The sequence below is a fragment of the Kocuria sp. CPCC 204721 genome, from assembly GCF_040980945.1.
Lineage (GTDB): Bacteria > Actinomycetota > Actinomycetes > Actinomycetales > Micrococcaceae > Kocuria > Kocuria marina.
Window position 1 is genome coordinate 164778 of sequence record NZ_JAVKPO010000004.1, and the last position, 21695, is coordinate 186472.

Sequence of the window (21695 nt, forward strand, 5' to 3'; positions counted from 1 at the left end):
GCTGAAACCCATGACTTCGCCTACCGAGCCGGCACGATCCACCGAGAATTCCACGGGCGAGGGTGGCTCCGCCGCATCGGGGCTGGTACGAGCGGACGGGCGCGCCGTCGACGAACTGCGGCCCATCACCATCACCCGCGGTTGGTCCGAACAGGCCGAGGGTTCCGCCCTGATCGAATTCGGCGGCACCCGTGTGCTGTGCACCGCGTCCCTCACGGAAGGCGTTCCCCGCTGGCTCAAGGGTGAGGGCCGGGGTTGGGTCACCGCGGAGTACGCCATGCTCCCGCGCGCTACCTCCACGCGCTCGGCCCGCGAATCGGTCAAGGGCAAGGTCGGTGGCCGTACCCATGAGATCTCGCGTCTGATCGGCCGCTCCCTGCGTTCGATCATCGACCTCAAGGCCCTCGGGGAGAACACCGTGGTCCTCGACTGCGACGTCCTGCAGGCCGACGGCGGTACGCGCACCGCGTCCATCACCGGCGCGTACGTCGCGCTCGCCGAGGCCATCCGCTGGGCCCACGACAACGGCATCCTCAAGCCGCGGGTCAACCCCCTCATCGACACGGTCTCGGCCGTGTCCGTGGGGATCATCGACGGTGTTCCCATGCTGGACCTGCCGTACGTGGAGGACGTGCGCGCGGAAACCGACATGAACGTCGTCGTGACCGGCTCGGGGGACTTCGTGGAGGTCCAGGGCACGGCCGAGGGCGCACCGTTCAAGCGCGCCGAACTGGACGTGCTGCTCGACCTCGCCGTGGCCGGGTGCGCCCAGCTGGCCGAGATCCAGCGGGAGACCCTGGAGGCCACCCGTGGCCGATGACGTACGCGGTGCCCGCGTGGTGCTCGCGACACAGAACGCGGGCAAGGTGCGCGAGCTGCAGGCCATGCTCCGCGACGCGGGGCTGACGGATCCCGGGATCGTGGTGGACGCGCGCACGGCCGGGCTGAGCGACGTCGTCGAGACGGGCGTGACGTTCCAGGAGAACGCGCTGCTCAAAGCGCGCACTGCCGCCGCGGAGACGGGACTCATCGCGCTCGCGGACGACTCGGGACTCAGCGTGGACGTCATGGGCGGCGCCCCGGGCATCTTCTCCGCGCGGTGGAGCGGGGTCCACGGCGACGACGCCGCCAACCTCCAGCTGCTGCTCGCCCAGCTCGGGGACATCGCCCCCGAAAACCGCCGCGGCTCCTTCCTGTGCGCCGCCGCGGTCGTCGCACCAGACGGCGCCGAGCACGTGGTCACGGGTGAGCTGCCCGGGAACATTCTGCGCGAACCCGCGGGGGAGAACGGGTTCGGCTACGACCCGATCTTCGCCCCGGACGGCCAGGACGGCCTCAGCTGCGCGCAGTTGAGCCCAGAGCACAAAAACAGGATCAGCCATCGTGCGCAGGCCATGGCCGCCGTGTTGCCGCACTTGTTGCAGCTGCTCACGGGTTCGAGTGGGACCGCGCGGCAGGACGGGCCGGAAGCCACAGTGGCGTCCCCCCTGGAACCGGAGCCAGAGGACTGACCCATGACTTTCGCGTGCGGACACCTACCTTTTGCTCCGGCTGTCGAGGCTGTGTTGGCGGAGGCCAGGGTGCGCGTGGATCGCTCCGAGTGGGAGCTGCACGCCGGCGGGTCCGCGCACATCGTGGTCAACGCGGGGCACGTGATGAGCGTGCGGATCGCCAAGAACCCGACCTCGGGGGAGAACGTGCGCAGGCGTACCCGTGCGCTGTCGCGGCTACCGGAGTTCGACTTCGCCGTGCCGCGCCCCCTGACCCCCGTGCTGCAGGACGGGCGGTACACCGCGGTGGGGATGACCTGGATCCCGGGCAGCCCCCGCCCGCCGGGGCACGCGGACCCGCGGGAGCTGCGCAGGGTCCTCGAGCAGATACATAATGCGGACGCGCGCGCGGCGGAACCGTGGCTGGACCGGCCCGGTCAGCACTGGGGCGGTCACCGCCGTCGCCACGTCCTGCTGGACCAGGTGCTGCCGCTGCTGCTCCCGCGGAACCGGGACCGCGCCATGAATGCGATCGAGGACCTCGTGGCCCTGGACAACGTCCCGCCGCGGCTCGTGCACGGGGACCTCATGGGCTCCAACATGCTGTGGCAGGACGATCACCTGGTGGGCGTGATCGACTGGGACCACGCGAGCATGAGCGATCCCGCGTACGACGTCGCGTCCCTGGGACTCTGGTTCGGATGGTCCAGCGTGCGCCAGGCCACGGACGAGGAGAACTATCTGCGCGCGCGGTTGCACTCCCGGATCTTCCCTCTGCAGGCCGTGGCATACGCGCTGCACCATGAGCTCGACACCGCCCAGATCCGCCAGGCCGTGGAGAAGGCGGACGCGTGGTACGAGACCCGAGCCATGGCCTCCGTGTGAGCGACATGCCATGTCGGAGGCGTTGCCTACCCTGATCGGGTGCCCGTCAGTTTCACCGCCATAGATTTCGAGACCGCCAATCGCAGCCCTGCGTCCGCGTGCGCCCTGGGGGTGGTACGGGTCCGGGACGGCCAGGTGGTGGACACCCGGTACTCACTCATCCGTCCGCCGCTCGGTCACGACGGGTTCGAGCCCGGCAACGTCCGGATCCACGGCATCCGGCCCGCGGACGTCGCCCACGCGCCCACGTTCGACCTGCTGTGGGACTGGATGTGCGAGAACATCAGCCCGGGGGATCCGGATTCGGTTCTGGTGGCACACAATGCCGTCTTCGACACCGGCGTGATCAAGGCGGCGAACCGGGCGTGCGGCGGAACCGCTCGGAACTGGGACTACGCGTGCACTCTTCGCTTGGCCCGTGCGGCCTACACGCTGCGTTCCTACGCTTTGCCGTCGGCGTCCCGTGCGGCGGGGGCGGAGGTCGTGGAGCACCACAATGCGCTCAGTGACTCCCTCGCGTGCGCCGGGATCGTGCTCGATCTCGCGCGCCGCAGTGGGGCGCGCAGCATGGCCGAACTCACGGCGCACTACGGGGTCAGGCTGCAGCGCGCGACCCTGTGACGCGACGCGCCTCCGATCGGGGTGATTCTCAGGCGTGCGGCCGCCACAGGGCGAGCCAGCGATCGGCCAGGGCGAGCAGTTCACGGCGGGTCGCCCCGCGGGTTCCGGAGGGATCCGTGCCGGATGTGTCCGTGCCGCTGTCCGTTTTTGTGGTGCGGCTGTTGTCGTCGGCCACGGCGTCCTGCCGGGCCATGCGGTCGTCGCCGGCGGCGCCGTTGCCGCCGGGCGCGCCGTTGCCGCTCTCCCCGATGTCCTCGCCGTGTGTGGCGTCGCCGAGCCCCCAGCGCGCGGCAGCAACACTGACCGCGACGGTACGTGCCGCGTCGTTCGCCGCCGGGTGACCGGACAGCAGCGAGAGAGCCCGCTGAGCGACGTCGTCCCCCGAGTTGTCCGCGTGCGGCGTATCCTCGGCGCACAGCACCGCCGCGAGCCCCAGTGCCAGGGCCGACGACGCCGCGGTTCCGTCCCCCACGGCCCGCGTGAACGCTCCCGCGGGTTCCGTCATCCCATCGAACAGGGAGTCCCGGGCGGATCGGTCCGCGCACAGGTCGAGCAGCTCCCGGGTGAGGGGCGCGGGCCGGGTCATGAGTGCGACCACTCGGCCGGTTTCCTCGACCACGTCCTGCAGTGAGGCCCCACTGCCCCGCGCACGGCCCGCCGCGTGAACGGTCAGGGCCGCACCAACAGCCGCGGTCTGTGCCTCGGCGCTGCCGTGGGTGATCGCGGCCGAGTCCACGGCGAGGGCCACGAGCGACTTCCACCCGATGTGGGGCACCAGTCCATAGGGCAGCGTGCGGGCCAGGATCTCGGCGCTGTCCGCGAGTGGCAGGACCGGACGAGTGACCTCGCCCAGGCGGCCCGTGGACAGGGCGGTGAAACCGTCCCCGGCGTGCTCACCCGGTGCGGTGAGGAGGGGGTAGTCGTGGTCCAGGTCGTCGTCGGGCGGGTGCGGTGCGTCGCCGGGGAGCTTGGCGCCGTTGCGCATGGCCCAGCGCAAGTACGCGAGCCACGCGCACGCCGTGGGATCCGCGGCCTGACCGTCATTCGCCCAGTGGGCCACCTCGTTCAGCGCCCCCGCGGTGCGCGCGAGGAGCTGGGTTCCCTCGCCGGGTCGTTCGGCCGCGGTCGCGCGCCACGGCGAGAGGAACACGCTCCTCACGAGCGACGGATACCACGACGACGCCGCGTCCAGACCGCGGTCTTGTTCCAACAGTTCGGGCGTGCGCGGTGAGGTCATGGGATCAGTCTATGAGGGCGGCAATGGAGCGTGCGGGGTGACGCAGCTCGGGCATGGGCCGTTCAAGAGGCCCGGGCGGCATGGGAGCCTGCCCGGGCTGGGGGCGCCTCGGGTACGGGACGGATTAAGTCGGCCGGGTGCCTCAGGAGATTGTGAGGGCTAACGGGCATGTCCGGCCTCGAGAGCGTGGGGGCGCGACCCTCCCTGGGCTCGGCTATTTGTCGGTGCCGGGGCAGCCGATGCCGGTGGGGTTGGTGTGGCAGTCATCGGCGACGTTGTGCACGGTGGCCCGCCACACACTCAACGCGACCGGGGGTGAGGTGACTTGGTTGTAGCCGGCGACCGGTTGCCAGCCGGTGTCGGCGATGTTGTATTCCCCGTAGAACGAGGTTGTCAGGGTCACGGTGAAGTCCCCGGTGGTCGTGTAGACGTGGGAGGTGTCGGTGGGCTCATCCCACGCACCGTCGGGTAGGGGTGCCCCGGTCAGGGGTGTGGGGCCCAGGGTGGTGCCGTCCCCGTAATACCAGGTGTATTGGACGGGGTAGGCCCGTACTTGGACGGGGTATCCGCCCAGGGTCGTGGTGAAGGTCTGGGGTTGGGCCTGCGCATAAACATTGGTGTGCATGTTCTTCAAGGTGTCCGGGGCGGGTTGGACATGACTGGCGGCGGGGGCGACGGCCAGTTGTTGGAAGTCCTGGAGGGTGAACACCGGCAGCGGCACGTACCCGTCGTCGCTGGCTTGATCGGCTTGGGTGTTGCTGACGCACAGTTGGGTACCGCGCGCGGCGCGGGTCCTGTCATTGGCCCCGCCAATGACGATGTCCATGTTCACACCGGCGGCCCCGGTGTCGTCGGTGCATTCTTGGGTGGTACGGCACCGTGTGAGTGCTGCCCCACGTTGGTCGGTGCAGGGGTCTTGGAGGCCGTAGACGGTTTTGTTCTTGGCGGTGTCCATCAGGCGGGCGTTGAAGAAGATTGAATCCTCGTTGGACATGAGCCGGTCACGCAGCGCCTTCTGGAACGCAGGATCGGTATCCGGATCCCACGCCGCAGCTTGGCGGGTCGCGTTCGAGGTAGTGCCTCCGTTGCGCTCATTGACCTCAGCCCTCGACATGGCAGATGAATTGCTTCGACTTTTCAGAATGACATTGATTGTTGCCCCGTGCGCATGGGCATTCGTTGACATCTGACTTTCCTTGGAAGAGATTCCGAAATCCGGAACGCCACCGTCATCGGCGGAAGCGGACTGAGGTAGTAAACCTGCGAATCCAAGAATTACAAGGGGCATGACAAACACCCTCAGGGACGATGACCATTTCACAGGGAGCCTCGTGGTGATCCGGTGAGGTACATCCAGCGATCCCCGTCGCGGTAGATGTAGCAATCGAACGCATCTTTTTCTGCGAACGGTAGTTGTCGTCTCGGGATGGCTTGGTCGACGAAGGCCACGGATCCCGAGCTCTTGACGTCGACGGGAAGGTTGTAGCCTCCGTCAGGCCGCTGACTGAAGGAGCCGGGTACGATCGTGGGCACTTCGAATCCACCCGCTGCCCAATTCCCCTTGGCGTACATGGCCTCATACGCGTCGTATTGCTCGGTGCACTTCTCGCAATCCGTCGAGGTGACTTCCCGAATCAGCGAGGTGTCCCCGGTCTGGATCGAGTACCACTGGGCATCGGCGCGGTAGTTCAGGAACGCCTGCGCGCCGGCCTCGGTTTCGTCCCTGGCCTCCGCGGGCATCACGGGCTTGGGAACATTGCGGGCCGGATGCTCCAGCGTGGCGGGTTCGTAATCCTCCGGGACCTGCTGGCCCGTGGCCAGCACCGTGGGTTCCTCCGGACGCCAGTCATCGGGCAATGCGCTGTCGGACCCGCTCGGGGACCCGCTCTGCGGCGTCGTCGGGGATGCGGGGGAGGCGTCCGGCGCGGGGGACGTGGGCTGCGCCGTCGTCCCCGCGGAAGTGACTCCCGTGGGCGCGGCGCTGTCACCCCCACCCGCTCCGGGCGAGCCGTTACCGCACCCGGTGAGTAGCAGCGCTGCGAGCAGGGCGAGGGTCGTTCCCCGGCCGGCCGTGGCGATCAGTCGTGGTGAATGCATCCCGGTGAACCCCCTCGTGCCACACCGTTGTGTGACGTACCAGACATCCCCCAGAGCATAGAGGCGCAAGACGGCGCGGGCCATGGCTGGGCCGTAGCTTGTGGACGACGAAGAACATGCGCATGCATGACCCCTGGTCACGGCGTGGAAGAGGGAACTAGCGAGTAGAAACAATCCGCCACGTGGCGCGCCGCCGGCCTAGCGAAGCGGTGGCGGCCGCGGTGGATCACACCGTCAGGGGCGCCCGCGCCGTGTGACCTGCACATGTGCGGGAGGTCGCTGTGGGTGTCCGAGACCGCGGTTACATTGACCCCATGCTGATCTTGCACACCTCCGACTGGCACCTGGGGCGTACCTTCCACGGCGTCGACATCCTGGACGTCCAGGCGCAGGCCATGGCCGAGATCGTCGAGTGGGTACGGCACCACGGTGTCTCCGCGGTCCTGGTCTCGGGGGACGTGTACGACCGCGCCCAGCCCCGCACGGAGGTGGTGGAGCTGCTCAGCGCCACCCTGGCGCAGATCCGCGAGGCGGGCGCGTACGTGATACTCACGAGCGGCAACCACGACTCCCCGGTGCGGTTGGGTTTCGGCTCCGGCATCATGTCCCACGGCGGCGTCCACCTGTTGACCCGCGTGCCGGACGCCCACGTCCCGGTCCTGCTCTCGCAGTCGACGGACTCCACGATCACGGTCGCCCGGGCGACGACGCCGCCCGCCCCCGGCCCGCGCGGTGCCACCCTGCCGGGGGCGTTCACGGTGGCCGTGTACGGCATCCCGTACATCGAACCGCGCGCGGCCGCGCCGTCGCTCGACTGTGCACCCACGCACCAGGCCGTGCTGGGCACCGTGATGGAGCGCATCGATGCGGACAGGAAAGAACGAGGCGACATCCCGTCCGTCGTCATGGCGCACGCGTTCGTGACGGGGGCGCAACCCACGGATTCGGAGCGCGTCGTCGATTCCGGGGGCCTCGGCACCGTCCCGGCGGAGGTCTTCGCCCGTCATGACTACACGGCGCTCGGCCACATCCACCGCCGGCAGCGAGTCGCGGACGCCGTGCGCTACAGCGGCTCGCCCGTGGCCTATTCCTTCTCCGAGGCCGGACACCCCAAGGGAGCGTGGCTCGTGGACGTCCAGGAGACCGGGGTCCATGAGGTCACCGGCTTGGACCACGCCGCGCGCATGGATCTGGCGTGCCTGCGGGGGACACTCGACGAGTTGTTACGGGATCCGGCGCACACCTCGGCGGAGGGTGCCTGGTGTCAGGTGGTCCTCACGGATCGTGACCGCCCGGCATCCGCGATGGATCGGATCAGGACGCGGTTTCCCCGCACGGTGGAACTGCGCTGGGAACCCGAGGGCGGCCGGACTCTGACCCAGCAGGCGTACAGCGCGCGGGTCGCGGAAGCCGCCGGTGCCGAGGAGCTGTGCGCGCAGTTCTACGACCACGTGCGGCACCGGGGGCTGTCCGGGCCGGAGCAGGACGAGATCGCGGACGCGGTGGCCGCCGCGCGCAGCAGGGGAGTGGAGCAGTGAAGCTGCATCGGATGGAGATCACCGCCTTCGGGCCGTTCGCCAAGCGGGAGACGGTGGATTTCGACGTCCTGAACGAGGCAGGGGTCTTCCTGCTCAACGGCGAAACCGGGTCGGGTAAGACCAGCGTGTTGGATGCCATTTGCTTCGCGCTCTACGGATCCGGGCCCACGACTGTCGCCAAGGGCGGGCGCAAGGCCCAGCACAGTGATCACGCGGATCCCCGCACCGGGCCGCGCGTCGAGTTGGAGTTCACGGCGGGTGGCCGGCGGTGGCACGTGAGCAGGACGCCCGCGTGGCGCGAACCGTCCTCCCGGGCTGCGTCCGGGTGGAGCGACCGTCACGCCACGGTGTCATTGCGGGAACACGTGGCGGGGCAATGGGTGGACCGCGGTTACCGCCCGGACGACGTGGGGCAGACCATCCACCACGTCGTGGGCCTGGACCGTGAGCAGTTCACCCAGGTGATGATGCTTCCCCAGGGCCAGTTCGCCAGGTTCCTGCAAGCCGGTTCCAAGGAGCGGGAAGACCTTCTGGAAACGCTGTTCGGCACGGACGTCTACGCGGACATCCAGGATGAGCTGAAAACGCGCTCGGATCGAGCCAAGAGCGTCCTGTACGAGGCGGAACGCGAGGCGGAAAGAGCGGACGAGGTCCTCGCCCGGCTCAGGGAACGCGTGGCCCACACGGTCGCCCGGTTACCGGAGGACGTCTTATCGGACCTCCCCGGGGCGCTCCGGACCCGATTGGATCTCCCGTCGGACGAGGGGTCGGTCGGCGACGTCGCCGTGGGCACCGCGGCGGACGCCAACGGTGGAGAAACCGACGCGGATTCGTCTGACCAGGGCCGAGCCTCGACCAGTGCTGCGTCGGCCGCTTCGGAGGAGGGGCCCGCGGACGGGAAATCGGGGGACGCCGACAACGAAGGGGGCCCGGATCGATGGCGTGAGCTGGTCGACGACTGCGTCACCCTCGTAAACACGGTGGGCCGGGCACGGGACGGCGCGGCGTCGTCGTACACAGGGGCCCAGCAGCGCTACGCACAATTGGAGACCCTGCATTCGCTGGTCAGGAGGCGCGGCGAACTCACGCGGCGCCGGGATGAACTCGCGGAGCACGCGGAGCAGTCGGAGGGTGCGGCCCGACAACTGCGCGAGCACGAGGCGGCACAGGAATTGCAAGCGCCGCTCGTGGAACTGCGTGACGCCCGACGGCGCGTCGCGACCCTTGACGCCGCCGTCACCGACCTGCGTGCCACTGTCACGGGGGACGCGCCGTCGGCCCGCGTGGCTCAGCACATTCTGGGCCCGAACGCGAGCCTCATGGACGCCGTGGACGAGTCCGGGCAGGTGCCCGCGGGTCTGCGCGATGCAGTCGTGACCGCGCGCGAATCCGCCAGGGGCGCCGTGGCCCAGGAGGAGTCACTCACGAGGGACGAGGAGGAGGCGGCTCGCGAACGCAAGGCCCTTTCGGCGCTCGAGGAGCGGGCGACGCACCTCACCCGGGATCTCGCCTCCGCGCGGGACGCCTTGACCCGCAGCGAGGAATCGCATCGCGAACTCCTGGGGGAGGTCAAGGACGAGGCCCTCGTGCGCGAACGGGCCCGCACCGCGCGGGAGGCCGTGGCCGCGAGTCGGGAATACGCACGGGCCCGGGCGGAGGAGCAGGAACGGGCGCGCCGGTACCGGGAGGATGAAACCGCACGGCGGGCCGCCGCCCAGCACGTGGAAGCGCTCGAAGCGCAGCGCTACGCGAGTGCGGCCGCGACCCTCGCCACCGGGCTGGAGCCGGGGGATCCGTGCCCCGTGTGCGGAGCCACGGAGCACCCGCACCTCGCCGGCGCCGGAACCGAGGACGAGGTCACCGATGACGCACTCGATCGCGCACGCGCCGCCCGGGACACCGCACAGGACACCGTGGATGCATCCCACGCAGCGTGGCAGCGGGCGCAGACCGGTGCGGCCGAGGCGCTCGCGCGCGGCGCGGACACGGACGTCGACGCCGCCGTGGACCGGTGTCGCCACGCCGATGAGGAACTGGCCCGACTCGAGCAGAGCCTGACCCGGGTGCGCCGGGGTGAGGCCGAGATCGCGGCTGCTCGGCGGGAGGTCCAAGATCTCGAGGGGGAGGGGACGCGGATCAACGGTGACATCGCGGGGACCCGTGCGCGCCTCAAGGGACTCCTGACACGGTGCGACCGGGCGCGTGAGGAGTTGGCCCGGCGCATCAGGGGTTTCGATTCGGCCACCGAGTTCCTCGAACGGTCCGAGCGCCTCGTGCGCACGGTGAGCGAGTGGGAATCGCAACAGCGGACGCTGGAGGCCGCGCAACACGAGGTCCGCACCGCGCAGGGTGCCGTGGAACGTGCCCTTGACGCGTCCCCGTTCGAGACCGAGAGCGCCGCGGACGAGGCTCTCATGGACCCGGCGGACGCGGCCGGACTCGCCGAGCGGCTCACCGCCCTGCAGGAGGAGCGGGACTCAGTCTCGGCGGAACTCGCGACCCAGGACATGCAACGTGCCGAGGGGCTCAGCGCCGAGGAACGCGCGGGCTTGTCCGAGGAAGCACTGGCTCGCACCGCCGCCGAACGGGACGGGTACGAACAGTTGCGGGATGCATTGAACCAGAAGCTGGGCGGACTGCAGACCCTCGCGGCCGACGCCGCATCCCACGCCGAGCACATGCCCGCCCGACACGCCGAACTCGAGCGTGCTCGAGAGAACGCCCAGCGCCTGAGCGGACTCGCGGATGTGGCCACGGCGAACTCCCCCGAGAACGCCCTGCGGATGACCCTGACCTCGTTCGTACTCGCCGCGAAGCTCGAGCACGTGGCCGCGGTGGCGTCCGAACACCTGGCACGGATGTCCTCCGGTCGCTTCACACTGGTGCATACGGATCGCACCCGAGGGGGTGGCAAGTCCGGGCTCGGACTCGAGATCGACGACTCGTGGACCGGTGTCCGCCGCGGCACGGAGACACTGTCGGGCGGGGAATCCTTCTTCACCTCGCTCGCACTCGCCCTGGCTCTTGCGGATGTCGTCCGGTCCGAGGCCGGGGGACAGGAGATCGACACGCTCTTCGTGGACGAGGGGTTCGGCTCCCTTGACGAACAAACCCTCGAGCAGGTCCTCGAGACCCTGGACGGGTTGCGCCGCACGGGGCGGGTCATCGGTGTGGTGTCCCACGTGAGCGAGATGAAACAACGCATCGACACCCAGCTCGTGGTCACCAAGACCCCCGGTGGCTCGCATCTGTCGGTCGTCGCGGGGCCGTGGGATGCCGCGTAGGCTGAGGTCGTGAGTACAGCGATCCGCCGCCCCGCGCCCGAGAAGCCCGGCAAGGTGCTCACCCCTCGTGAACGCACCGTGCGCAGTGATCGCAGGCTGGGCGCGATCACCCTGTTGCTCCGCCTGCCCCAGGTCATGGCCCCGTTGGGCCTGCTCACGCTCGTGGCGGTCTCGTCCTCCTCGGCGTGGACGGCCGCGTTGAGCTCGGCGTCCCTGTGTCTCGGCATAGCCGTGAGCGGCGTGGGCGTGGCCGCGCTGGCCAACGCCCGCTGGCGATTGTGGGCCTTGGCCGCGTTCTCCCTGATCCAGGGGATCATCCTCTGGGTGCTATCACGAGCCCAGGTCACCGAGATCCCGGTCTCGTGGGATGCCGTGCCCGCGCTCGCGCCGTTCTTCGTGGCCGGCGTGGTCATGACACCCATGGGACTGGCCGCGCGGCTCCGCTGGGCCTCCGTGTTGCGAGCACAGGACCGGTCACAAGCGTTCCCGGCGGCCATGCGCCGCGAATCCGTGAACGAGGGACTGGCCACGGTGCTGGGTGCCGCGCTCACGGGACTGCTCGCTGTGACCATGGGCCCGGCGGTGGTGCTGCGTTTCGCCGCCGTGTGGACCGTGCTGATCACGGCGGCATTCGTCCTGCATTCCTCCGCCCGCTGTCCCCGCGCGGACATGCCCCTCTGGCCCTGGCGACGCCCCCGCGGCGCGCCCGGGCGCAGCCGTGCCGTGTTCCGGTTGAGCCATGGATTGATCTACGGTGTGGCGGCGCTGAACGCCCTCATGGGCGCGGTACTCGGGTGCCTCGTGGTGTACTCAGTGTCCCTGGACAGCGTGGAGACCATGGGGGTCATCTATGCGTTGCTGGGGTTCGGGGCCGCCGTGGGGTCGAGCCTGGCCGTGCGTTTCCGCCGCCGGTTGAGCGCTGAGAACATGTGGATTCTCGCCGCCACGGGTGCACTGCTGGCATCCATGCTCATGTCCGGGCCGTCCGGTTTCGTGGGGTATTCCCTCGTGCTCCTCGCGCTCGGGTTGTTCTCAGGCCCGTGCCTGCTGTGCCTCCACAGCAGTGCCGGTTACGTCACTGCGGGCAGCGACTTCCTGGGACTCGTGGCACGCATGACTGTGACGTCGAGCATCGCCACGGCGCTGGGACTCACGCTCAGCGCGTACCTGGGCGTACACTTCGACGACATGACCGCGGCCATGGTCCCCATGGCGGCCGCTATGGTGCTGTTGGCCACCGCCCTCATCTTCAACTACACGCAACGCCGCAGCCCCGGGCCCAGGCCCCGCATCTGACGCTGCTCACACGACGACGCCGCCCGGGCCGGTTCGCAGGGGACCGGGCCGAGCGGCGTCGTACCGCAAGCGCGATCACTCAGTGGCCGCGGGCGATCCATTCACTCAGGTGTGGCTTCTCCTGGCCGATGGTCGTGGAGTCGCCGTGACCCGTGAGCACGAGGGTGTCCTCGGGCAGCGTGAGCAGCCGTTTCTCGATGGAGTCGATGATCGTGGGGAAGTCCGAATAGGACCGCCCCGTGGCACCCGGGCCGCCCTGGAATAACGTGTCCCCGGTGAAGACCACCCCGTTCTCACCCAGGTGCGGGGCGTGGAACACCACGGACCCGGGAGAGTGGCCGGGCGTGGCCAACACGGTGAACACCACGGTGCCCGCAAGGATCTCCTGTCCGTCTCGCAACGGCTCGGGCTCCGGCCCCTCCGGGTAGACGGCGCGCCACAGCATGAGGTCCTCGTGGTTCATCATGATCGGGGCGTCCGTGCCCGCGCGGTCGGTGAACTCGCGCACCGCCGCGATGTGGTCGTCGTGACCGTGGGTCAGCAGCACGTGCGTGATGGTGCGGTCCGCGACTGCGGCGAGCACGGCGTCGGGGTCGTGCGCGGGATCGATCACGACGCACTCGGCCTGGTTACCCACGACCCACACGTTGTTCTCCACGTCGAAGGTCTCGCCGTCCAGGCTGAACGTACCCTCCGTGACGCAGTTCGTGACGGTGACGCCGCCGCGCGGGTCGGTCAGGACGGTCTGCGGTGTGCGCGTCATCGGGCCAGTTCCACGACGGAACGCAGGACCTTGCCGGACTTCATGGTCCCGAACGCGGCGTCCACGTCCTCGAGGGCGATGCGCTCGGAGACGAAGGCATCCAGGTCCAACCGGCCCAGGAGGTACTGGTCCACGAGCATCGGGAAGTCGCGCGAGGGCAGGGTGTCCCCGTACCACGCGGACTTGATGGACCCGCCGTGGGAGAACACCTGGTCCAGCGGGATCTCCGCCACGGTCCCGGGATTGGGAACGCCCACCAGGACCATGCGACCCGCGAGGTCACGCGCCTGGAAGGCCTGCATGAAGGTGTCGGCCACGCCCACGGCGTCGATCACGAGATCCGCGCCGTGACCGCCCGTGAGCTCGCGGATGGTCTCCACGGGATCCACAGACCGAGAATTGACCGTGTGGGTCGCGCCGAGCCGCTGCGCGGTGCTCAGCTTGTCGTCGTCCACGTCCACCGCGATGATCGTGGTCGCACCAGCGAGCGCCGCACCCGCGACCGCGGCGGTGCCCACGCCGCCGCAGCCGATGACCGCTACGGACTCTCCGCGCTTGACCGCACCGGTGTTGATTGCCGCGCCGATCCCGGCGGTGAGGCCGCAGCCCAGCAGACCCACCGCGGCGTACTGCCCGTCCTCGAGCGGGGACTCGATGCGGGTGCACTGCCCGGCGGCGACCAGGGTCTTCTCCGCGAAGGCGCCGATCCCCAGAGCCGGCTCGAGTTCCGTGCCGTCCTCGAGGGTCATCTTCTGCTCGGCATTGTGGGTGTTGAAGCAGTACCACGGCTCACCGCGGCGGCAGGCCCGGCATTCGCCGCACACCGCTCGCCAGTTGAGGATCACGTGATCGCCCACGGCCACCTCCGTGACGCCCTCGCCCACGGCGCTCACCACGCCCGTGGCCTCGTGCCCCAGGAGGTAGGGGAAGGCGTCCCCCACGCCGCCCACCTTGTAGTGCAGGTCCGTCTGACACACCCCGCACGTAAGCACGTCCACGAGTGCCTCGCCCGGCCCCGGATCGGGGACCAGGATGGTTTCCACGGTGGCGGGCTCGTTCTTGGCCCGCACCACCACGCCTTTGACCTTGTGCATACGGTTGCCTCCGTCGTCTCGCAGCTTTCTAGGGTCCTTCCCAGTATGCGTGGTGGCCGCCACACGGCGCACGACGACGCCGCGTACGTTCGCCCCGCGACGAATACCGGGCGCGGATGACGAGCCGGGAGATGATCTGGGTCGACGCAACCAAGTCGGGGAAACCGGTCGGCGACACCGGATGGCAGGCCCTGAACATGAGAACGCGGGCCCGCACGATGGTGCGGGCCCGCGTTGTGAAGGATCGTCGTGGTGACTCAGGAGTCCTGCGAGTAGTCGACGTGCTCGGTGCGCAGCCGGATCTTGCGCCCCTCGGCCTCGAGCTTCTCCTCCTTCTCCTTCTGCTTCTTCACCTGGGTGGTGTCCCGGGGAGGCAGCTGGACGGCGTGCTCGGCACGGATCCCGCCCTGCAACTGGCGGCCACGCTCGAGTTCGGCGTCCACCTCGGCGCCGAAGAGGAGCACGTTGTTCATGATCCACAGGCCCAGGAGCAGGATGATCACGGAGCCGATGATGCCGTAGGTCGCGTTGTAGCTCGAGAAGTTCGCCACGTAGAAACCGAACCCGAGCCCGGCGATGATCATGAACACGAGCGCGATCGCTGCGCCCGGGCTCAACCACTTGAACTTGGGCTGCTTCACGTTGGGCGTCGCGTAGTACAGGATCGCGATGAGCAGCACGAGCAGGAACAGGATGACGGGCAGCTTGGCCCAGTTCCACACGGTCACGGTGGTGGAACCCAGACCCACCAGGTCACCCACGGTCTGCGCGAAGTCACCGGAGAGCAACACCATGAACATCACGGCGGCCACGATCAGCACGATGATCAGGGTGATCAGCAGCATGATGGGCTTGAGCTTCCAGAAGGGGCGACCCTCGGCGATCTCGTAGATGCGGTTCATCGCCCGGGAGAACGCACCGGTATAACCCGATGCGGTCCATAGTGCACCCAGGACACCGACGACCAGGGCCAGTCCGGCCCCGGACTGAGTGGTCAGCTGGGAGATGGGTCCGGAGAGCAGATCCACGACGGACGAGGGAGCATAACGGTTCAGGAAGTCTAGGATGGCGCTCGTGGTGGCCTCACCCTGGCCGAACACACCCAGCAGGGACACCAACGCCAGAAGCGCCGGGAAGATGGAGAGCACCGCGAAGTACGTCAGTGTCGCGGCGAGGTCAGTGCATCCGTCCTTACTGAATTCGGACAGGGCGCGCTTGAAGACGTAACCCCATGACTGCCCCTTGAGCTTGGTGGGGGAGTCGGGTTTGGCATCATGGTCCGGGTCCGGGGCCGCGTCCCCCCGACGCGCCGTGGACTCCAAATGCTGAGTTGTCATGGGGGTCCTCTCCAGGAGCGAATGTGGTGGCTGCGCAAAGCAGGTACTCCCAACAGTTTAGCGGCCTCCCGACCCCCGCCGACGCACCGTGCGCCTATACGGCGCCGGCCCGGTGCTGCCGCCGACGACGCCGCCCGGCGCAGCGCCATCGGGCGCGGCACTGCATCATATGGTATCGGGGCATGCGGCACCGCCGGGGCGCGACTCCGCTGTACGCGACGTCGCCGGACACGACACCGCGCCCACGACGAATCGTGGGCGCGGTGTGGGCCGCCGTACGGGCGGGTCAGTGCGTGCAGCGGTGCGGATCGGTCACCGTGACAACGACAACGCGTACTGATGGATGCGTTCACTCAGTCGCGTAAGCACCCTGATCTCCTGGGCGTCCAGAGCGGTGCTCATGACGTCCGCGACCATCTGGTCGTTGTCCTGCGAGATCTGCTCGTAGAGCTGGGTCCCGGCATCGGTCAGGGCGACCCGCACACCGCGCAGGTCCTGGGAATCCTGGCGCCGGGTCACGAGCCCCTTGTTCTCGAGACGCTCGAGCATGCGTGAGAGGCTCGATTGCGTCAACAGCACGTGGCTGTTGAGATCGCGTAACCGCAGGCCACCCCGGCCGGTGGTGCACAGCGCGGCCAGGACCTCGAACTCACGACGAGACAAGCCGCGTAAATCCACTCCGCGTTGGAGCTGACGTGTCACCGACACATGGCAGCGGCTTAGTGCATCCCACGCTTCGACACTCCCCCTTGATGTCATTCTTCCCCCTTTGGCAACGTCCACCCCCTATGGACGTTATCTACATGTTACGAGAGGGGATGAGCGCGCCCCCAGCGAGCGGTGTCCACACTTGTGGCCGGGAGGACAGAGCCTGTCCACGCATTGGGGCACAGCTGATCAGGGGTGGAGACGACGGAGGGCCTTTGTGCGCAGTGCACAAAGACCCTCCGTAACGTCCGCCGGAACGGGACTACTTGATGCCGAGCACCTGGGCGGTGTGACCCATGATCTCGTCCGCGAGCTGCGGGTTCTCATCGAGCTTCTTGCCGTAGGAGGGGATCAGCTCCTTGATCCTGGGCTCCCACTCGGACATCTTGGCCGGGAAGCAGCGGGAGAGCAGGTTGAGCATGATCGGCACGGCCGTGGACGCACCGGGGGAGGCGCCCAGCAGAGCACCAATCGAGCCGTCCGCGCTGGTCACGAGTTCGGTGCCGAACTGCAGCACGCCACCCTTCTGTCGATCCGACTTCATGACCTGCACGCGCTGACCGGCCTCGATGAGCTCCCACTGGGACTCCTCGGCGGTGGGGTAGTACTCCCGTAGGGCGTCCATGCGTTGGGACCGGGTCTTGGTCAGTTCGCCCACGAGGTACTTGACTAGGTCCAGGTTGGCCAGACCCGCACGGGTCATGGGGTAGAGGTTGTGCGCGCGCACGCTCTTGGGCAGGTCCAGCAGGGAACCGTGCTTGAGGAAGTTGGGCTTGAACCCGCCGTAGGGCCCGAACATCAAGGTGCGCTCGCCGTGGACGTAGCGCGTGTCCAGGTGGGGCACGGACATGGGCGGGGCGCCCACGGAGGCCTGGCCGTAGACCTTGGCGTTGTGCTGGGACGTAACGGTGGGATCGGTGTTGCGCAGGAAGAGACCGGAGACGGGGAACCCGCCGAAGCCCTTGGCCTCCCGGATCCCCGACTTCTGCAGCAGGGACAGCGCGCCGCCGCCGGCACCCAGAAAAACGAAGCGCGCGTGGATGACGCGGTTGTTGTCGCTGTTGAGCCTGTCCTCGACCGAGACGTTCCAGGAACCGTCGCTCTGGCGTTTCAGGGTGGTGACCTCCTGGCCATAGCGCACGGTCACGTTGCGCCCGGTCAGGTGGGTGAGCAGCTGGTTGGTGAGGGCACCGAAGTCCACGTCCGTGCCCTCGGGGGCGAAGGTCGCCGCCACGCGACCGGCGCCGCGGCCGTGCATCGTGAGGGGCGCCCACTCGGCGATCTGGTCGCGGTTCTCGGTGAATTCCATGCGCTCGAACAGCTTGTGAGGCTTGAACGCGTCGTAGCGGGCGCGCAGGTAGTCCGCGTGGTCCTCACCGAACACCATGGAGATGTGGGGCACGGGGTTGATGAACGTGCCGGGGGACTCGAGCGTGCCGTTCTCCACGAGCGAGCTCCACAGCTGGCGCGTCACCTGGAACTGCTCGTTGATGTTCAGGGCCTTCTTGGCGCTCACAGTGCCGTCCGCGGCCTGGGGTGCGTAGTTCAGTTCGCACAGCGCAGAGTGTCCGGTGCCCGCGTTGTTCCAGGCATTGGAGCTCTCGAGACCCGCGGCGTTGAGGCGCTCCAGGACGGTCATGGACCAGTCCGGCTGCAGGTCGCTGAGCAGGGTCGCGAGCGTGGCGCTCATGATGCCGGCGCCCACCAGGACGACGTCAACGGTTTCGGTGGGTTGAGATGAAGTCACATTGTCTCCCGTGCGTGCATGACCGACGCGGCACTGCGCCGAGGCTTTCCGGTGTCCAGGGTATCCCCAGCTCCGGCCAACTCCCAACGGAGCCGCCGGGCACACATGGTGCGGTTCAGGCCAGGCGCAGCTCGTTGAAGCGTTCGAACCCCGTGGAGGTCAACGGGAAGGACGCCACGCGCGAGTTCACGGCCACCGCCGAGACGGGGTGCGCGAGCGGCACGGCCGGGATCACCGCCGAGACGCGGTCATTGAGCGTGCGGTACGCGGCATTGCGGGCGTCGCCCTGGGGCATGGTGGCGGCGCGGTTGACCGCGGTGAGCAACCCGGCGTCGTCGTCCCCCAACTGCGCGTCGGGGGTGCCCAGCAACGGGCCCATGAAGCCGTCGGGGTCGCGGAAGCTCCCGCTCCAGCCCAGGAGGCTGAACGCGTGGCCCGCCGTGGGGTCGGTCACGGCGTCCACGTACCCGTCGTCCCAGTCCATGGGGACGGGGTCCAGACGGAAGCCCGCGCGGGTGAGCTGCGCCGAGATCTGCGCGTACACGCGCTCCGGTTCCTGCAGGTACATCCGGGGCGTATTGCGCGGGTAGTAGAAGCGCAGGGCCTGCCCCCGGTAGGAACTGGCCCGCAACTGGTCCCGGGCGCGCTGGGGGTCGTAGCCGGGGATCTGCAGGTTCTCGCCGTCCACGTTGAACCGGGCGGGGACGAACTGGTCCGCCACGTTGGTCCCGCTGGGGTACAGCTGGGACGCCAGGGCACCGCGGTCGATCGCAGAGGCGACGGCGCGGCGTACCGCAACGTCCCGCAGCACGGGGACGGAACGGTTGAACCCGAGGTAGGACACGGAGTAGGGGTCGCGGTAGAGCACCTGCACGCCGCGGCGCGCGAGGGGCGCGAAGGCGTCGAGCCCCACGAGGTCGTACGCGTCCACCTCACCCGTGAGCAGGGCCGCACAGCGCACATGTGCGTCACGGATGACCCGCATCTCGAGGGTGCCCACGTCCCCGAGCTCGCCCCAGTAGCCCTCGTGGGCGGAGAGCTTCACGGTGTCGGCGGTCGCCGAGTCGAAGCGGAAGGGGCCCGTGCCCACGGGGTGCTCGTTCTCCGTCCCCGCCTCGATGCTCGCGGGGGAGGCGATCCCGAACGCCGGCTGGGTCAGGGCGGCCAGCAGCGGCGTGTAGGGGCGGGTGAGCTTCACCACCACGGTGCGCTCGTCCGTGACCTCCGTGCCGGCGTAGGCCGAGGCCACGAGCGAGCTCGACGTGTCGTGGCGGAAGGCCGTCGCGAACGCACAGCGCGAGGCCCACGGTTCGGAGGACTCGGCCTGGGCCTGCCACTTGTCGAAGTTCGCCTTGACCGCGGCGGCGTCCAGCGCGGCACCGTCATGGAAGCGGACCCCCCGGCGCAGGGTGAAGGTCACGGACCGACGATCATCCGCGAGCTCCCACGACTCCGCGAGGCCCGGCGCGGGCTCACCGGTCGAGCGGTCCGCCGTCACGAGCCCCTCCAGGATCTGCGTGGCGATCCGGGCCGTCTCCTGCGAGTTCCTCCGGGAGGGGTCCAGCCCCGCCGGTGCCGCGGCGTGCGCCAGAACAAACGTGTTGCGGGGTGCGGTGGCGCTCGCCGAGGGGCGGGCGGTCGTGGACCCGCAACCGGTGAGCATGAGCCCCGCGCCCACGAGGGAGAGGAAGGAACGCCGTCCGAGGCGGTTCTCAGCAACCACGGCGCATCCTTTCTCTGGCCGCCGCGTCGTCGCACGGCAGTACGCGGCATCATGGTGCGCAAGACGGGAATCGAACCCGCACGCCGTGAGGCACAGGAACCTAAATCCTGCGTGTCTACCAGTTCCACCACTCGCGCTGACATCGGGACCCGGACCCGGCCTGAACGCGGAGGGGGTGCCCGGAATCGTCCACCATACTAACCAGTGACTAACCAGTGCTTCCTCCGCGCTCGCCGAGAAGCGCGCGCGGTGCGGCCCCGGTTCCGGGTCCCAGGCCGGGCGGCGGCCGCCCGCTCAGGTGTCGAGGCCGAGGTCCCGGCGCAGCTTGGCCACGTGCCCCTTGGCGCGCACGTTGTACTGGACGAGGCTCACCGTCCCCTGTTCGTCGAGTACCACGGTCGAGCGGATGAGACCCTCATAGACCTTCCCGTAGTTCTTCTTCTCGCCCCACGCGCCGTACGCCTCCGCCACGGCGTGGTCCTCGTCCGAGAGCAGCGGGAAGCCCAGACCCTCGTTCTGTGCGAAGCGCTCGAGGGCAGCGGGAGCGTCCGGCGAGATCCCGAGCACACGGTAACCCTCGGCATCGAACGAGGCCATGTTGTCCCGGAAGTCGCACGCCTGCGTGGTGCAGCCGGGGGTCGCGGCGCGGGGGTAGAAGTACAGGATGACCTTGCTCCCGCGCAGGCCCGCCAGGGCGACGGGCTCCCCGTGGGCGTCGGGCAGGGTGAAATCGGGAGCGGCGTCCCCGGGGGACAGACGAACGGTCACGGCGTGATCCTTCCTGGTGAGTGACAGGTGTTCCCTAAGGACGCGTTCTCACGTACAGTTCAGGGATGCACCCGAGCATGCCATGCTTCGGGTTCGCGCACCGGCTCCGGTCTCGGTCCCGCCGTACGACGTCGCTGCGTCCGCCCCGCGCCCAGTGCGCACGATCCCGGGCGGTTCCCGCAGTCGCACGAGAGGGGTTCGCAAGACGATGTTCGGCGCGGGGATTTGACTGGCGGGGTGCCCCGTAGTATTGTTCAGCGATTTCGTCGAGCGGATACGATAGTCCTATGTCCTACAAGAACCAGTGGCCCACGAACCGTCTGCTGTCCACGGCGGCTCGCCTCGTGGAACACGCGTGGAACGAGAACCTCGCGTCTCTCGGTATCACCCACGCGGGCGTGATGGCCCTGGACGTCCTCCGCTCGGAGGGCAGCATGACGCAGGCGCAACTGGCCCACCAAGTGCGCGTCCAGGCCCAGACCATGGGCAAGACCCTGCACCGGTTGGAGGTGCATGGTCACATCACGCGTTCCCGCAACGCGCTCGACCGCCGTTCCCACATGGTGAGCATCTCCCCGGCGGGGGAGCGGGTCCTTGTGGACGCCGCGCGGTTGGAGAAGGGGTTGCTGGGTAGCGACCGTGACACGGATGAGCAGTTCCGCCGCAAGCTCATCGACCTGATCTCCACCCTGGGTGGTGCACGCTGGCGCATGGAGGTCGAGGACGGCGCCGAGACCCCGGCCGGTCCCACGGAGGGTGCCGACTCACCGACGGAGTCGGAACACAGCGCCACGTCGCGCTGACCCGGGCGGCGCAGCGGCGTCGTCGTGACCCGGAACGCAACGAGCGGCGGGGCCACCGCGCACGCTCGTTGAGTTCAGACAGCGAAAGGACCGGATCACATGTGATCCGGTCCTTTCGGTCGTTCCGTGCGCCCCCAGGGACTTGAACCCTGAACCCATTGATTAAGAGTCAATTGCTCTGCCAATTGAGCTAGAGGCGCGGGCGTTGGACGGGTCAGCGGGCGGTGTTCGCCGTTGCTTTCTCCCTCGCAACGAGAGATTACTTTAGCACCACGGCGGGGGGAGTCAAATCGGGCTGCGGGGT

18 protein-coding genes and 2 tRNA genes are annotated in these 21695 nt (G+C 68.7%); 8 read left to right on the plus strand and 12 right to left on the minus strand.

Features of this window, described 5'->3' with window-relative positions; translation table 11 throughout:
* The first annotated feature begins 10 nt into the window (after positions 1-10).
* The 4 genes from rph to RF637_RS05980 are packed head-to-tail and all read left to right on the plus strand — an operon-like array spanning position 11 to position 2996.
* On the plus strand, positions 11-820 hold the full coding sequence (rph, locus tag RF637_RS05965) for a ribonuclease PH (RefSeq protein WP_085106331.1): 810 nt from the start codon (positions 11-13) through the stop codon (positions 818-820).
* Positions 810-1511, plus strand: a complete 702-nt coding sequence (gene rdgB / locus RF637_RS05970) for an RdgB/HAM1 family non-canonical purine NTP pyrophosphatase (RefSeq protein ID WP_098054742.1) — start codon at positions 810-812, stop codon at positions 1509-1511. The genes rph and rdgB overlap by 11 nt, the downstream gene beginning before the upstream one ends.
* 3 nt (positions 1512-1514) lie before the next feature.
* Positions 1515-2375, plus strand: coding sequence for a phosphotransferase family protein (locus RF637_RS05975; RefSeq protein ID WP_144930731.1), 861 nt, complete (start codon positions 1515-1517; stop codon positions 2373-2375).
* A gap of 39 nt (positions 2376-2414) precedes the next feature.
* Complete coding sequence (locus tag RF637_RS05980) at positions 2415-2996, plus strand: 3'-5' exonuclease (protein ID WP_368835565.1); 582 nt, start codon at positions 2415-2417, stop codon at positions 2994-2996.
* A 28-nt stretch (positions 2997-3024) separates the two neighbouring features.
* Here RF637_RS05980 and RF637_RS05985 read toward each other — a convergent pair whose 3' ends face one another.
* From RF637_RS05985 to RF637_RS05995, 3 genes are all read right to left on the minus strand, one after another.
* Positions 3025-4233 carry an ADP-ribosylglycohydrolase family protein gene (locus RF637_RS05985; protein ID WP_368835564.1) on the minus strand — a complete coding sequence of 403 codons (1209 nt, stop codon included), beginning with the start codon at positions 4231-4233 and terminating at the stop codon, positions 3025-3027.
* A gap of 214 nt (positions 4234-4447) precedes the next feature.
* Positions 4448-5419 (minus strand): hypothetical protein, encoded by a 972-nt coding sequence (locus RF637_RS05990; RefSeq protein ID WP_368835563.1) that lies wholly within the window; start codon positions 5417-5419, stop codon positions 4448-4450.
* A 131-nt stretch (positions 5420-5550) separates the two neighbouring features.
* The gene (locus RF637_RS05995) at positions 5551-6330 is read right to left on the minus strand and encodes a DUF6318 family protein (protein ID WP_368835562.1); all 780 of its coding nucleotides are present in this window, start codon (positions 6328-6330) and stop codon (positions 5551-5553) included.
* Positions 6331-6644: 314 nt separating this feature from the next.
* On the opposite strand from RF637_RS05995, the gene RF637_RS06000 reads away from it, so the two are divergent.
* Genes RF637_RS06000 through RF637_RS06010 form a run of 3 tightly spaced genes read left to right on the plus strand, consistent with a single transcriptional unit; the run spans position 6645 to position 12448 of the window.
* On the plus strand, positions 6645-7868 hold the full coding sequence (locus tag RF637_RS06000; protein WP_368835561.1) for an exonuclease SbcCD subunit D: 1224 nt from the start codon (positions 6645-6647) through the stop codon (positions 7866-7868).
* Entirely contained in the window at positions 7865-11152 is a 3288-nt protein-coding gene (locus tag RF637_RS06005; protein ID WP_368844382.1) for an AAA family ATPase, read from the plus strand. The genes RF637_RS06000 and RF637_RS06005 overlap by 4 nt, the downstream gene beginning before the upstream one ends.
* 9 nt (positions 11153-11161) lie before the next feature.
* Positions 11162-12448, plus strand: a complete 1287-nt coding sequence (locus RF637_RS06010; protein ID WP_368844383.1) for a hypothetical protein — start codon at positions 11162-11164, stop codon at positions 12446-12448.
* Positions 12449-12527: 79 nt separating this feature from the next.
* Here RF637_RS06010 and RF637_RS06015 read toward each other — a convergent pair whose 3' ends face one another.
* The 8 genes from RF637_RS06015 to bcp all read right to left on the minus strand — a co-directional run bounded on the left by RF637_RS06015 (position 12528) and on the right by bcp (position 20588).
* On the minus strand, positions 12528-13211 hold the full coding sequence (locus RF637_RS06015; RefSeq protein ID WP_085106324.1) for an MBL fold metallo-hydrolase: 684 nt from the start codon (positions 13209-13211) through the stop codon (positions 12528-12530).
* Complete coding sequence (locus tag RF637_RS06020; protein WP_167318364.1) at positions 13208-14305, minus strand: S-(hydroxymethyl)mycothiol dehydrogenase; 1098 nt, start codon at positions 14303-14305, stop codon at positions 13208-13210. Before RF637_RS06020 ends, RF637_RS06015 begins: the two co-directional genes overlap by 4 nt.
* A gap of 257 nt (positions 14306-14562) precedes the next feature.
* The gene (locus tag RF637_RS06025) at positions 14563-15642 is read right to left on the minus strand and encodes a YihY/virulence factor BrkB family protein (RefSeq protein WP_167318365.1); all 1080 of its coding nucleotides are present in this window, start codon (positions 15640-15642) and stop codon (positions 14563-14565) included.
* Between the two features lie 312 nt (positions 15643-15954).
* On the minus strand, positions 15955-16305 hold the full coding sequence (locus RF637_RS06030) for a MarR family winged helix-turn-helix transcriptional regulator (RefSeq protein ID WP_231885488.1): 351 nt from the start codon (positions 16303-16305) through the stop codon (positions 15955-15957).
* Between the two features lie 307 nt (positions 16306-16612).
* The gene (locus RF637_RS06035) at positions 16613-18097 is read right to left on the minus strand and encodes a malate:quinone oxidoreductase (protein ID WP_144998145.1); all 1485 of its coding nucleotides are present in this window, start codon (positions 18095-18097) and stop codon (positions 16613-16615) included.
* A gap of 115 nt (positions 18098-18212) precedes the next feature.
* Positions 18213-19820, minus strand: a complete 1608-nt coding sequence (locus tag RF637_RS06040; protein WP_368844385.1) for an ABC transporter substrate-binding protein — start codon at positions 19818-19820, stop codon at positions 18213-18215.
* A 52-nt stretch (positions 19821-19872) separates the two neighbouring features.
* A tRNA-Leu gene (locus tag RF637_RS06045) sits at positions 19873-19957 on the minus strand.
* A 157-nt stretch (positions 19958-20114) separates the two neighbouring features.
* Positions 20115-20588 carry a thioredoxin-dependent thiol peroxidase gene (bcp, locus tag RF637_RS06050; protein ID WP_368844386.1) on the minus strand — a complete coding sequence of 158 codons (474 nt, stop codon included), beginning with the start codon at positions 20586-20588 and terminating at the stop codon, positions 20115-20117.
* A 287-nt stretch (positions 20589-20875) separates the two neighbouring features.
* On the opposite strand from bcp, the gene RF637_RS06055 reads away from it, so the two are divergent.
* Complete coding sequence (locus RF637_RS06055) at positions 20876-21391, plus strand: MarR family winged helix-turn-helix transcriptional regulator (protein ID WP_064845690.1); 516 nt, start codon at positions 20876-20878, stop codon at positions 21389-21391.
* A gap of 127 nt (positions 21392-21518) precedes the next feature.
* On the opposite strand, the gene RF637_RS06060 is transcribed toward RF637_RS06055, so the two are convergent.
* Positions 21519-21591, minus strand: a tRNA-Lys gene (locus tag RF637_RS06060).
* Positions 21592-21695: the final 104 nt, after the last annotated feature.